The sequence below is a fragment of the Paraherbaspirillum soli genome (genome assembly GCF_042654985.1).
GTDB classification, from domain to species: domain Bacteria; phylum Pseudomonadota; class Gammaproteobacteria; order Burkholderiales; family Burkholderiaceae_D; genus Paraherbaspirillum; species Paraherbaspirillum soli.
Window position 1 is genome coordinate 216,669 of record NZ_JBHSMT010000005.1, and the last position, 14,010, is coordinate 230,678.

The 14,010-nt window shown below is 56.0% G+C and carries 6 protein-coding genes and 2 pseudogenes; 3 read left to right on the top strand and 5 right to left on the bottom strand.

The window, feature by feature from the left end:
• Window positions 1-111: 111 nt before the first annotated feature.
• Window positions 112-8,370: pseudogene (locus ACFPM8_RS01905) on the bottom strand (beta strand repeat-containing protein); the annotation flags it as partial.
• A 109-nt stretch (window positions 8,371-8,479) separates the two neighbouring features.
• Between ACFPM8_RS01905 and ACFPM8_RS21520 the strand changes: the two are divergent.
• Together ACFPM8_RS21520 and ACFPM8_RS21525 are read left to right on the top strand one after the other, a co-directional pair.
• On the top strand, window positions 8,480-8,767 hold the full coding sequence (locus tag ACFPM8_RS21520; protein ID WP_465263043.1) for a hypothetical protein: 288 nt from the start codon (window positions 8,480-8,482) through the stop codon (window positions 8,765-8,767).
• A 21-nt stretch (window positions 8,768-8,788) separates the two neighbouring features.
• A complete protein-coding gene (locus ACFPM8_RS21525) occupies window positions 8,789-9,001 on the top strand; it encodes a hypothetical protein (protein WP_465263044.1) in 213 nt (70 codons plus the stop codon).
• A gap of 83 nt (window positions 9,002-9,084) precedes the next feature.
• Here ACFPM8_RS21525 and ACFPM8_RS21530 read toward each other — a convergent pair.
• The 4 genes and pseudogenes from ACFPM8_RS21530 to ACFPM8_RS01920 form a co-directional block, all read right to left on the bottom strand.
• Window positions 9,085-9,168, bottom strand: a pseudogene (locus ACFPM8_RS21530) (ESPR domain-containing protein); the annotation flags it as partial.
• Between the two features lie 146 nt (window positions 9,169-9,314).
• On the bottom strand, window positions 9,315-9,833 hold the full coding sequence (locus ACFPM8_RS01910) for a DUF4019 domain-containing protein (protein ID WP_378994388.1): 519 nt from the start codon (window positions 9,831-9,833) through the stop codon (window positions 9,315-9,317).
• Between the two features lie 1,047 nt (window positions 9,834-10,880).
• A complete protein-coding gene (gene ylqF, locus ACFPM8_RS01915) occupies window positions 10,881-11,810 on the bottom strand; it encodes a ribosome biogenesis GTPase YlqF (RefSeq protein ID WP_378994390.1) in 930 nt (309 codons plus the stop codon).
• Window positions 11,811-11,898: 88 nt separating this feature from the next.
• Complete coding sequence (locus ACFPM8_RS01920) at window positions 11,899-12,840, bottom strand: histone deacetylase family protein (RefSeq protein ID WP_378994392.1); 942 nt, start codon at window positions 12,838-12,840, stop codon at window positions 11,899-11,901.
• A 238-nt stretch (window positions 12,841-13,078) separates the two neighbouring features.
• Between ACFPM8_RS01920 and ACFPM8_RS01925 the strand changes: the two genes are divergently transcribed.
• Window positions 13,079-13,999, top strand: a complete 921-nt coding sequence (locus ACFPM8_RS01925) for an AAA family ATPase (protein ID WP_378994394.1) — start codon at window positions 13,079-13,081, stop codon at window positions 13,997-13,999.
• Window positions 14,000-14,010: the final 11 nt, after the last annotated feature.

The window sequence follows — 14,010 nt, forward strand, 5'->3', positions numbered from 1 at the left end:
GCCGGTCGACAGCGAACCGATACCGGAGCCGGTCGTGCTCAGCGTCGTCGACAAGGAATCGATTCTGCTGCTACTGCTGCTAAGACCGCTGGACACCGCGGTGGACAGCGAGGACACGTTGCTGTTGGTGCTGCTCAAGCCGGTCGACAACGAGCCGATACCGCTCGCGCTGGCAGTCGACAATGACGTCAACTGACTGACGTTGACCGCATCGGTACTGGCCGTACCCGCCGCCACATTGATGATCTGGCGCTCGCCACCGGCGCTACCCACCGACACCACGTTGATGCGCGTGCCGTTGCTCGAATTGGCGCCAAGCGCAACGGAATTGCTGCCCGTCGTCACCACCGCATCATCCGAACCATTCTGCTTGCCATCGGCCTTGAAGTAGCGCGTTACACCGCTGTTTTGAATACTCGACAGGCTGCTCGATAGCGATCCAACGTTGCTGTTGGTCGTGCTCAAGCCAGTGGACAGCGAACCGATACCGGTTGAGGCTGAAGTCGACAGCGATGTTACGTTGCTGTTGGTCGTGTTCAGACCAGTCGATAGCGAAGTCACATTGCTATCGGTGGTACTCAAGCCGGTCGACAACGAAGTCACGTTACTGTTAGTCGTGCTCAAGCCGGACGACAGCGAAGTCACATTGCTATTGGTGCTGCTCAGGCCAGTCGACAACGAGCCAACGCTGCTATTCGTTGTACTCAATCCTGTCGACAGCGAGCCCACGTTGCTATTTGTCGTGCTCAAGCCAGTAGACAGCGAACCGATACCGGTTGAGGCCGAACTCGACAGCGATGTCACGTTGCTGTTGGTGGCACTCAGGCCGGTCGACAACGAGCTCACATTGCTGTTCGTTGTGCTCAAACCGGTAGACAGTGAACCGATGCCAGTTGAGGCGGAGGTCGACAGCGATGTCACGTTGCTGTTGGTGGCGCTCAGGCCGGTCGACAACGAGCTCACATTGCTGTTCGTTGTACTCAAGCCGGTGGACAGCGAACCGATGCCGGTTGAGGCTGAAGTCGACAGCGATGTTACGTTGCTGTTGGTCGCGCTCAAGCCAGTCGACAACGAGCTCACGTTGCTGTTCGTTGTACTCAAGCCGGTGGACAGCGAACCGATACCTGTCGATGCCGAAGTCGACAACGACGTTACGTTGCTGTTGGTGGCACTTAGGCCAGTCGACAATGAACCCACGCTGCTGTTCGTTGTACTCAATCCGGTAGACAGTGAACCGATGCCGGTTGAGGCCGAAGTCGACAGCGACGTTACGTTGCTGCTGGTCGCGCTCAGGCCAGTCGACAGCGAACCCACATTGCTGTTCGTCGTGCTCAACCCGGTAGACAGCGAACCGATACCGGTTGAGGCCGAAGTCGACAACGACGTCACGTTGCTGTTGGTGGCGCTCAGGCCGGTCGACAACGAGCCCACGTTGCTATTCGTCGCACTCAACCCGGTAGACAGCGAACCGATACCCGTTGATGCCGAAGTAGACAGCGACGTCACGTTGCTGTTGGTCGTGTTCAGGCCAGTCGATAGCGAAGCCACATTGCTATCGGTGGTACTCAAGCCGGTCGACAACGAAGTCACATTGCTGTTGGTGGTGCTCAAGCCGGATGACAGCGAAGTCACATTGCTATTGGTGCTACTCAGGCCAGTCGACAACGAGCCAACGCTGCTATTCGTTGTACTCAATCCTGTAGACAACGAACCGATGCCGGTTGAGGCCGAAGTCGACAGCGATGTTACGTTGCTGTTGGTCGTGTTCAGGCCAGTCGACAGCGAAGCCACATTGCTGTTAGTTGTACTCAAACCCGTAGACAACGAACCGATACCGGTTGAGGCAGAAGTCGACAGTGATGTCACGTTGCTGTTGGTCGCGCTCAAGCCGGTCGACAATGAACCCACGCTGCTATTCGTCGTGCTCAACCCGGTAGACAGCGAACCGATGCCGGTTGAGGCCGAAGTCGACAGCGATGTTACGTTGCTGTTGGTCGCGCTCAGGCCGGTCGACAACGAGTCCACGTTGCTATTCGTTGTGCTCAATCCTGTAGACAACGAGCTCACATTGCTGTTAGTGGCGCTAAGGCTAGTTGAAGTTGAACTCGACAGCGACGTTACATTGCTGTTGGTCGCGCTCAAACCGGTCGACAACGAACCCACGTTGCTATTCGTCGTGCTCAATCCGGTAGACAGCGAACTCACGTTGCTGTTGGTCGTGCTCAGGCCGGTCGACACCGAAGCTATATTGCTATTGGCGGTGCTCAGGCCCGTCGATGTCGAACTCGACAGCGAAGTCACATTGCTGTTGGCTGTGCTCAAACCGGTCGACAATGAACCCACGCTACTATTCGTTGTGCTCAAACCCGTAGACAACGAACTCACATTGCTATTGGTCGTGCTCAGGCCGGATGACACCGAAGCTATATTGCTATTGGTGGTGCTCAGACCAGTCGAAGTTGAACTCGACAGTGAGGTCACATTGCTGTTGGTCGCGCTCAATCCAGTCGACAACGAGCCCACGTTGCTATTCGTTGTGCTCAATCCGGTAGACAGCGAACCGATGCCGGTTGATGCCGAGCTCGACAACGATGTTACGTTGCTGTTGGTCGCGCTCAAGCCGGTCGACAACGAGCCGATGCTGCTATTCGTCGTGCTCAACCCGGTAGACAGCGAACCGATACCTGTCGATGCCGAAGTCGACAGCGACGTTACGTTGCTGTTGGTCGTGCTCAGGCCAGTCGACAACGAGCCCACGTTGCTATTCGTTGTGCTCAAGCCGCTAGACAGCGAACCGATACCGGTCGATGCCGAAGTCGACAGCGATGTTACGTTGCTGTTGGTGGCGCTCAAGCCCGTCGACAGTGAACTCACGCTGCTATTCGTTGTGCTCAAGCCAGTAGACAACGAACCGATACCGGTTGATGCCGAAGTCGACAGCGACGTTACGTTGCTGTTGGTCGCGCTCAGGCCGGTAGACAACGAACCCACGTTGCTGTTCGTTGTACTCAATCCGGTAGACAGTGAACCGATACCTGTCGATGCCGAAGTCGACAGCGACGTCACGTTGCTGTTGGTCGTGTTCAGGCCAGTCGACAGCGAAGCCACATTGCTATCGGTAGTACTTAAGCCAGTCGACAACGAAGTCACATTGCTGTTAGTTGTACTCAAACCCGTAGACAACGAACCGATACCCGTTGATGCCGAAGTTGACAACGACGTTACGTTGCTATTGGTCGTGTTCAGGCCAGTCGATAGCGAAGCCACATTGCTATCGGTGGTACTCAAGCCGGTCGACAACGAAGTCACGTTACTGTTGGTCGTGCTCAAGCCCGATGACAGCGAGGTCACATTGCTATTGGTGTTGCTCAGGCCAGTCGACAACGAGCCCACATTGCTGTTCGTCGTGCTCAACCCGGTGGACAGCGAACCGATACCGGTTGAGGCCGAAGTCGACAGCGACGTTACGTTGCTGTTGGTCGCGCTCAGGCCGGTCGACAGCGAGCTCACATTGCTGTTCGTTGTGCTCAAACCGGTAGACAACGAACCGATACCGGTTGAGGCCGAAGTCGACAGCGACGTTACGTTGCTGTTGGTGGCGGTCAGGCCGGTCGACAACGAGCTCACATTGCTGTTCGTTGCGCTCAAACCGGTAGACAGTGAACCGATACCTGTTGATGCCGAAGTCGACAGTGAAGTTACGTTGCTGTTGGTCGTGTTCAGGCCAGTCGATAGCGAGGCCACATTGCTATCGGTGGTACTCAAGCCGGTCGACAGCGACGTCACGTTGCTGTTGGTCGTGCTCAGGCCAGTCGACAGCGAACCCACGTTGCTATTCGTTGCACTCAATCCTGTAGACAACGAACCGATGCCCGTTGAGGCGGAGGTCGACAGCGACGTTACGTTGCTGTTCGTCGTATTCAATCCGGTAGACAGCGAACCGATGCCGGTTGAGGCCGAAGTCGACAGCGACGTCACATTGCTATTGGTCGCGCTCAAGCCAGTCGACAACGAGCCAACGCTGCTATTCGTTGTACTCAATCCTGTAGACAACGAACCGATGCCGGTTGAGGCCGAGCTCGACAACGATGTTACGTTGTTGTTGGTCGTGTTCAGGCCAGTCGACAGCGAAGCCACATTGCTATCGGTCGTACTTAAGCCGGTCGACAACGAAGTCACATTGCTGTTAGTTGTACTCAAACCCGTAGACAACGAACCAATACCGGTTGAAGCCGAAGTCGACAGCGACGTTACGTTGCTGTTGGTCGCGCTCAACCCGGTGGACAGCGAACCGATGCCGGTTGAGGCTGAAGTCGACAGCGATGTTACGTTGCTGTTGGTCGCGCTCAGGCCGGTCGACAATGAACCCACGCTGCTGTTCGTTGTACTCAATCCGGTAGACAGAGAACCGATACCGGTTGAGGCCGAAGTCGACAGCGAGCCCACATTGCTGTTCGTCGTGCTCAACCCGGTGGACAGCGAACCGATGCCGGTCGATGCCGAAGTCGACAGTGACGTTACATTGCTGTTGGCGGCGCTCAAGCCGGTCGACAATGAACCCACGCTGCTGTTCGTTGTACTCAATCCGGTAGACAGTGAACCGATGCCGGTTGAGGTTGAAGTCGACAGCGATGTTACGTTGCTGTTGGTCGCGCTCAGGCCGGTAGACAACGAGCCCACGCTGCTATTCGCTGTGCTTAAACCGGTAGATAGCGAACCGATGCCGGTTGATGTCGAAGTCGACAGTGAAGTTACGTTGCTGTTGGTCGTGTTCAGGCCAGTCGATAGCGAGGCCACATTGCTATCGGTGGTACTCAAGCCGGTCGACAACGAAGTCACATTACTGTTGGTCGTACTCAAGCCGGATGACAGCGAAGTCACATTGCTATTGGTGCTGCTCAGGCCAGTCGACAACGAGCCAACGCTGCTATTCGTTGTACTCAATCCTGTAGACAACGAACCGATGCCGCTTGATGTCGAAGTCGACAGCGACGTCACGTTGCTGTTGGTCGTGCTCAGGCCGGATGACACCGAAGCTATATTGCTATTGGCGGTGCTCAGACCAGTCGAAGTTGAACTCGACAGTGAGGTCACATTGCTGTTGGTCGTGTTCAGGCCAGTCGACAGCGAACCCACGTTGCTATTCGTTGCACTCAATCCTGTAGACAACGAACCGATGCCCGTTGAGGCGGAGGTCGACAGCGACGTTACGTTGCTGTTCGTCGTATTCAATCCGGTAGACAGCGAACCGATGCCGGTTGAGGCCGAAGTCGACAGTGACGTTACGTTGCTGTTGGTCGTGTTCAAGCCAGTCGACAGCGAAGCCACATTGATATCGGTGGTACTCAAGCCTGTAGACAGAGAACTGATACCGGTTGAGGCCGAAGTCGACAGCGACGTTACGTTGCTGTTGGTCGCGCTCAAGCCGGTCGACAATGAACCCACGCTGCTGTTCGTTGTACTCAACCCGGTAGACAGCGAACCGATACCGGTTGAGGCCGAAGTCGACAGCGACGTCACGTTGCTGTTGGTCGCGCTCAGGCCGGTCGACAACGAGCCCACGTTGCTATTCGTTGTACTCAATCCTGTCGACAACGAACTCACATTGCTGTTAGTGGCGCTAAGGCTTGTTGAAGTTGAACTCGACAGCGAAGCCACGTTACTGTTGGTGGCGTTCAAGCCGGTCGACAACGAGCCGATGCTGCTATTCGTCGTGCTCAACCCGGTAGACAACGAACCGATACCCGTTGATGCCGAAGTCGACAACGACGTCACGTTGCTATTGGTGCTGCTCAGGCCAGTCGACAACGAGCCCATATTGCTATTCGTTGTACTCAATCCTGCGGACAACGAACTCACATTGCTGTTAGTGGCGCTAAGGCTGGTTGAAGTTGAGCTCGACAGCGACGTTACATTACTGTTGGTCGTGTTCAGACCAGTCGACAGAGAAGATACATTGCTATTGTTGGTGCTCAGGCCAGTCGACAGTGAACTCACGCTGCTATTCGTTGTGCTCAATCCGGTAGACAGCGAACCAATACCGGTTGATGCCGAGCTCGACAGCGACGTTACGTTGCTGTTGGCCGCGCTCAGGCCGGTCGACAGCGAGCCCACGCTGCTATTCGTCGTGCTCAACCCCGTAGACAACGAACCGATACCGGTTGATGCCGAAGTCGACAGCGAAGTTACGTTGCTGTTGGTCGTGCTCAGGCCAGACGACACGGAAGCCACGTTGCTGTTGGCGGTGCTCAAACCGGTCGACAGCGAACCTACGCTGCTGTTCGTCGTGCTCAACCCGGTGGACAGTGAGCTGATACCGGTTGACGCCGAACTCGACAGCGACGTTACGCTGCTCTTGGTGGTGCTCAGGCCGGTCGACAATGAGCCCACGCTGCTGTTCGTTGTGCTCAATCCTGTAGACAACGAACCGATGCCGGTTGAGGCCGAACTCGACAATGAAGCCACATTGCTGTTGGTTGTGCTCAAGCCAGTCGACAATGAACCCACGCTGCTATTCGTCGTGCTCAACCCGGTAGACAGCGAACCGATGCCGGTTGACGCCGAGCTCGACAGCGACGTTACGTTGCTGTTAGTGGCGCTCAAGCCAGTCGACAGCGAGCCCACGTTGCTATTCGTTGTACTCAGGCCTGTAGATAGCGAACTTACGTTGCTGTTAGTGGCGCTAAGGCTAGTTGAAGTTGAACTAGACAGCGAAGCCACGTTACTGTTGGTGGCGTTCAAGCCGGTCGACAACGAGCCAACGCTGCTGTTCGTCGTACTCAATCCGGTGGACAGCGAACTCACATTACTGTTGGTCGTGCTCAAGCCGGACGAGACTGAAGCTACATTGCTGTTTGTGGTGCTCAGACCGGTCGACAGCGAAGTCACGTTGCTATTGTTGGTACTCAACCCGGTAGACAGCGAGCCCACGCTGCTGTTCGTTGTGCTCAAGCCGGTGGATAGCGAACCGATACCGGTTGATACGGAACTCGACAACGAGGTCATGTTGCTGTTGGTCGTGCTTAGGCCGGACGACACCGAAGCCACATTGCTGTTGATGCTGCTCAGGCCAGTCGAAGTTGAACTCGACAGCGATGTTACGTTGCTGTTGGTGGTGCTCAAGCCGGTGGACAGCGAGCCCACACTGCTATTCGTTGTGCTCAAGCCCGTAGACAGTGAACCGATACCGGTTGAGGCCGAAGTCGACAATGAAGTCAAATTACTGTTGGTAGTGCTCATGCCGGATGACAGCGAAGTCACATTGCTATTGGTCGCGCTCAGGCCGGTCGACAACGAACCCACACTACTATTCGCTGTACTCAACCCGGTAGACAGCGAACCGATGCTGGTTGATGCCGAAGTCGACAGCGAAGCCACGTTGCTATTCGTGTTGTTCAAGCCTGTCGAAAGCGAACTCATATTGCTGTTGGTTGTGCTCAGGCCGGTCGACAACGAAGTCACGTTACTGTTGGTGGCGTTCAGACCAGTCGACAGGGAAGATACATTGCTATTGTTGGTGCTCAGGCCCGTCGACAGCGAACCCACACTGCTATTCGTCGTACTCAATCCAGTGGACAGCGAACCAATTCCTGTTGATGCTGAACTCGACAGCGAGGCCACGCTGCTATTCGTCGTGCTCAAACCCGTAGATAACGAACCGATACCTGTTGATGCAGAACTCGACAACGAACTCACGTTGCTGTTGGTGGTGCTCAAGCCGGTCGACAACGAGGTCACGTTGCTATTGTTGGTACTTAAGCCGGTCGACAGCGACCCGATACCTGTTGATGCTGAGGTAGACAACGAGCTCAAGCCGCTATTCGCCGTACTCAAACCCGTAGACAGTGAACCGATACTCGTTGATGCAGAAGTCGACAACGAGCTCACGTTGCTGTTGGTCGTGCTCAAGCCAGTCGACACCGAAGCTACATTGCTATTCGCGGTGCTCAGCCCCGTCGAAGTTGAACTCGACAGCGAAGTCACATTGCTGTTGGTCGTGCTCAGGCCGGATGACAACGAAGTCACATTGCTATTCGTGGTGCTCAGACCCGTCGAAGTCGAACTCGACAACGAAGTCACATTGCTTTTAGTAGTACTCAAGCCAGTCGACAGCGAAGTTACATTGCTGTTGTTTGTGCTCAGCCCGGTAGAGAGCGAAGCGATGCCTGTCGACGTCGAAGTCGACAGCGATGTCACATTGCTGTTGGCGGTGCTCAAGCCGGTTGAAACTGAACCAATGCCGCTCGACAGGGAAGCGCTGGCGGTTGACAGTTGGGCGACGTTCACCGCATCCGCCTGGTTGATGCCCGCTGCCACGCCAGTGACAGTGCGATTGCCGACATTGACTTCGCCGGCCGAGGTCTGAGCCGCCGTCAGGCCATAGGCGGTGTAGCCGGTTTGCGCGCCTACCGTGGTGGCCGAGCCGTTGCCCAGCGCCACGCTGTTGGTGTGAGCTGCAGTCGCTCCGGTGCCGATGGCGATGCCGTTAACCACGGTGGTCGTCGCACCATTGCCGATGACCACGGAGTTGGTGGCTGCGGCGGAGGTGCTGGAATTTTGGCCGATCGCGACGGACTGGGCACCGGCAGCATTTGCACCACCTGAGCCGGTACCGCTGCCGCCGCCGATGGCGACCGATGAAGCGCCGCTGGATATGGCGTCGTCACCCAGCGCATACGCACCGACGCCGCTGGCTTGGGCGCCGGAACCGATTGCCGTCGCACTGTTGGCTGACGCACTGGCGTTATTGCCGATCGCTACGCTATAGGCGACAGCGGCATTTGCGCCATTGCCCAACGCAATGGCCGCTGTGTCGGTAGCCTGCGCGCTATTGCCGAGCGCCGTAGCTTGCGAGCCGCTCGCATTCGCACTATTGCCAATCGCCGTGCCGCCCGAGCCGCTTGCCGTGGCTCTCCCGGTCGCGCTGGTGGTTCCCGAACCGACGGCGATTCCGGTAGTCCCTCCGGTAACGACGCCGACGCCACCGGTATTTCCGGTGTAACTCGCATGCGCGGCTGGGGACATCAATGCGGTTGTCCCCAACACGGCAGCGGCCACGATGGCGGCCACTTTTGAGCTGCTGCGCTTGCCGCGCGCTGCCGTGTTTTCGGAGACGGCGACCCAGGCGCCAAGCGCTTCGCTATATACGGTGCGATAAATTTTATTCATTATTGGCTCTATGCAAAAGTAAGTAGGGCTTGCGGCGGCAGACCGATCGCGCAAGCGAGATCACACGGAAAATAAAAATGCTAAAAACAGGGAGACAGCAGACGGCGGTTACCAGGGAAGAGCGGAAAGCTGGGACCGGCAACCCATCATTTGGCGGCCGCCGCTATGGGGCCGTACTGATAGCCGACTGGAACCCAGCGGCCGTTCAACCAGATCAGCGCGACCTTCTCCCAGGCGGGTGTTTTGGCGTAGCCGGACACAAAGGTGACGCTGACAAATTCACCGCGGGGCAAGTTGGGATGATCGATCTGGTGCTCCATCGCCTGCCAGACGCGCGCGTCCGGCGCCCGGCCCAGTTGGCTGCGCATACTGCCGATGTAGCTGACCCAGGCGGTCCGGTCTGACTGTTCTTTCATCAACGCAGCGCTTTGCTCCCACATCGGTCCAGCCTGGTCGGCATCGGCCAAGGTCAGCCATTGCCGGGCGACGTCGATGGCGGCATCGGCAGACACCGGCTGCGCCGCAGCACCTGCGGACAACAGCATGCTTAAGGACAATAGAAAAAACAGTTTGGCAAGATTGCGCGTTTTCCCGAACTTGGCGCTCAAGCGCATGCCGCAACCGAGCAGCGCCTTGAACCGGACTGATTGATGCAAATTTTTCATTTTTCCCCTTCGAAATTTGGCGTTTTTGTGACCGCAAAGGACTTTGTTAAATCGCATCAATAGTGAAGCGATCGAGTTCACCTTCTCGCGTCGCGATTTAACATTTCTAAACAAAGGAAAATCACAATAAAAGCGAACTTACCATTCCGTCTGCGCAGAATTTCACGAATTAACAATGATTGACACCACGAAACATTATTTAACAAATAAATTGCCGTTTTATCACTTGATTGTTGCAACTACGCTACTGAATTTGATACAGAAGCTAGGGCGACTCCAATGTTGCTAGGCGTGTTTGCCGCAACAATCAAACCAAGGCTCAAGCGCTGCCAAAGCGTCGTCTTGAACGCCAACCGGCCCCGGCACGACAAATCCGGAGCTCAAAGCCATTGCTAGCGGAGCAAAACGAGTTACCTGAAGGGAATATTTCGGTGTCGGGCTCCCCATTCCTTCCCGACAATGATTTCTTTTAATCTAGTGTTTTTTAAAGCTGACCGAATGTTAATTACAATCAACAGCTGTGTCATCTAAATCAATTCCCTATCGTCGTAATTTAACAACGGAAATATTGCGTTGCGATCACAAGATTTATGATTGATCTGCAATGTATTTAGTTGCTCTTCAATAATTTCAAATAGGCATCTATCGCGCTACAACCCGCGCCAATATTGAGGATGCAGATATTCAGGCACTTATTGAATTAAATACATGGCAATGGAAATGGCTAGCACTTAGCTGCAAATTGGCAATATAGCGGGAGAGAAATTTTTTGAATTGCGGACGGGAAATTATTAATTATTCTTATGAGAAATGATAAACACATTTCCGAAAGGGAATATGTCACCATTTAACATTGTTGGTTTAAATTAATAAATTTTCTTATTGGAAATAATATAAACCTTGAATTGTTAAATCGGTGCCGTGCACTGATAATCCGGGAACAAGCCGAGCGGCCGATTGGTCGCGGACAACAACATCCTTGGTCAAAAAAATGCCCGCAATAAGCAACTTATTGCGGGCATTCTTGTTGCTGCGGTGCGCACTGATTCAGGCCACATCGCCCTCTTCGTCTGCTTCAGCGGCCTCGGCCTCGGCTTGCCTTTGGGCCATCTCTTCCTGATAGGCCGCCAACAGCGCAGCCCTGGTTTGTGGCGTTTCCAGGCTAATGCGTCCGAGTGCGCCGGTGCGGTAATCCTGCAATAGCGTGTGAGCCGCCTTCTCCAGATCCAGGTCGCCGCCCTTCAGCCGGAAGCCGCGGCGCATGGCGACGCCCTCGACCACGCTGACGCCGTCGATGCCTTCCGTTTTCAGGCCATAACGCGCGGTCAGCAACGGCGCATAGCGAAGCAGCAACAGATCGGCCAAAAAGGTCGCGACTTCTTCTTCGATCAGGGCATTGCTGCCGATCGCGTGGCTGGCGGCCAGCATCAAGCCGTCGCTCGGGTGGGCGATCTTGGGCCACAGCATGCCGGGGGTATCGATCAACACCATGTTCTTGTTCAGATACAGCCGCTGCTGGGTTTTGGTGACAGCCGGCTCGTCGCCGACTGCCGCTACCCGGCGTTTGAGCAAGGCATTCATCAAGGTCGATTTACCGACATTGGGAATCCCCATGATCATCATGCGCAATGGCTTCAACGCGGTGCCGCGATGCGGCGCCAGCGCCATGCACAAGCCCGGGATCTTGGCGACATCGGCCGGCTTCTTGCAGCTAAGCGCCACGGCTTGCACATTCTTTTGGCTGTTGTAATAGGCGATCCATGCCTGGGTGGCAGCGGGGTCGGCGAGATCGCTCTTGTTGAGGATTTTCAGGCATGGGCGTTGCCGATGCAGGCGCAGCTGTTCGATCATCGGATTGCAACTGGCTTGCGGCAAGCGCCCATCCAGCACTTCGATCACGAGATCGACTTTCTCCATAGCTTCCGCCGCCTTCTTGCGGGCGGCGTTCATATGACCGGGGAACCATTGTATGGACATGCGTTGTCTTGTCTGGCAAAAATAAACCGCTATTGTACGGACTTAAAGCCTGAAATGACGTTATCTGCAGCCTATTTCGGGTGCCGTCTCATTCCAGCTCGGCCAATACTTTCAAATGCGCAACCACGCTGCGCCCCAGCGCCGACAGGTTATAGCCGCCCTCCAGGCAGCTGACGATCCGGCCTTGCGCATACTGCTTGGCTACCAGCATGACCTGGCGCGTGAGCCACGCATAATCGTCTTCTACCAGGGCCATCTGCGCCATATCGTCTTCCCGATGCGCATCGAAACCGGCGGAAACAAAGATCATCTGCGGTCGGTGAGCATGCAATGCCGGCAACCACTGCTCGGTCACCAGCTGCCGCACGGCGCGGCCATCGGTGTAGGCAGGCACCGGCACGTTGACGGCATTGGCGGTGACGGTTTCGGCGCCGCTATAGGGGTAAAAAGGATGTTGGAAAAAACTGGTCATCAGCACCCGCGGCTCATCGGCAAATATTTGCGCGGTGCCGTTACCGTGATGCACATCAAAATCGACAATCGCGACCCGCTCCAGTCCGTGCACTTCCAGCGCATGGCGGGCGGCGATGGCAACGTTATTGAACAGGCAAAACCCCATCGAGGTAGTCGATGTCGCATGATGCCCGGGCGGCCGCACCGAACAAAACGCATTGTCGAGTTCGCCCGCGAGCACCGCATCGGTCGCTGCAATCGCCGCTCCCGCAGCCCGTAGCGCCGCCTGCCAGCTATGCGCATTCAGCGAGGTGTCGGGATCCAGCGCATAGTGGCCGGACGGATCGCCGGCCAGCGCCAGACTATGCTCCCGGATCAGCGCGATCATGGCCTCCTCGTGCACCCGCGCAATGGCCGCCAGCTGCGCCTCCGGGGCCTCGCGATGCTCCAGCCAGTGATCGATGCGGCTCGCGATCAGTTGGTCTTCGATTGCCTGTAACCTGGCCGGCGATTCCGGATGCCACGCGCCCATCTCATGCAGCTTGCAGTCGGGATGGGTATAGAAAGCAGTAGTCACTTTGTTTAGCCAAAAAGTTTTCTGAAAATCATGCCGAAACCCGCGCCGATAACGGTCAGGTTTGCAGCGCCTTGTACTCCGCTCCATAGTTTCCCGCAAAAATGCATACCATGCATTCCAATCTGTGGCAGCTTGCCGAGAAATTAGCAACTCAGAACACTAGGTGAAATTTGGGGAAGTTTGTATGATTCTGTTTCTCGCTATTTGTACGCCGGCCGCCCACCCAACAGAAGAATTCATGTTCACAAAAATCCATGCAGTTGCAAAACAAGTCAGTCAGATCGTTGTCGGCAAAGACCATCAAATTCGGCAAGCGCTGGTATGCCTGCTGGCTGGCGGCCACCTATTGATCGAGGATGTCCCCGGCGTCGGCAAAACGACGCTAGCGCATGCGTTGGCAATTTCACTCGGTTTGCGCTTCAATCGCTTGCAATTCACCAGCGACTTGCTGCCGGCGGACGTAGTTGGCATTTCGGTTTTCGACCGCGAGAAAAGCAGTTTTGTGTTCCATCAAGGTCCGGTGTTCACGCAAGTATTGCTGGCCGATGAAATCAATCGGGCCACGCCGAAAACCCAATCCGCCCTGCTGGAAGCGATGGAAGAGCGCCAGGTTACCGCGGAAGGCGTGACCCGCGATTTGCCGGAACCATTTTTTGTCATCGCAACCCAGAATCCTGCCCATCAGGTCGGCACCTTCGCGCTGCCGGAATCGCAACTGGATCGCTTCCTGATGTGCCTGTCGCTCGGTTATCCGGATGCCGCCGCAGAACGTGCGCTGCTGATGGGGGAGGACCGCCGCGTCTTGCTGAAATCGATACAGCGCGTGATGCAGCCAGCCGAATTGATCGCAGCGCGGCAAGCTTTGAAGCAGATTCATACTGCCGCCTCGTTGATTGATTATGTGCAGGCGTTGGCGCACGCGTCTCGCCACAACGGCATGTTCGCCGAAGGCATGAGCCCGCGCGCCGCCATCGCGCTGTTACAGGCGGCGCGCGCCTGGGCCGCCATGGAGGGGCGCAATCATGTGATTCCCGAAGATGTCCAGGCGGTACTGGTGCCGGTGACGGCACATCGTTTGCGACCGCTCAAATCGCACACCGGCAGCGCACTGGGCAGTCGCGACCTGGTATTGCAATTGATGAAGGCGGTCGCCGTTTAAGGCGCGCCGTG